Annotated in this window: 1 protein-coding gene; it reads left to right on the forward strand. The window is 42.2% G+C overall.

What is annotated here, in order from left to right; translation table 11 throughout:
* On the forward strand, positions 1 to 251 hold a 251-nt coding region (locus AC2Q9J_RS18265; RefSeq protein WP_499042142.1), incomplete at both ends, for a hypothetical protein.

Here is a 251-nt window from a genome sequence, read left to right on the forward strand (position 1 = left end):
GATGGTCCGCACAACAATTACTAGTACTGGGGATGTCTATATTCTGTGGAGCCAGCTTAGTTTTAATGCTCAGTGCTTATTTCTATGACTTAGGTTTATGGCAATACATTCTGCTTTTGGGATTAGCGATCTGGTCAACAGGTTTTATTTTTGGTAATTTGACCGCACTCACCATGCAACAAAGCCCGCAACACTTAACTGGCGCGGCCTCATCTTTAATGGGCCTATTACAATATGCTTTTGCTTCACTG

The organism is Planococcus sp. RAB007_Raresut (assembly GCF_057369535.1).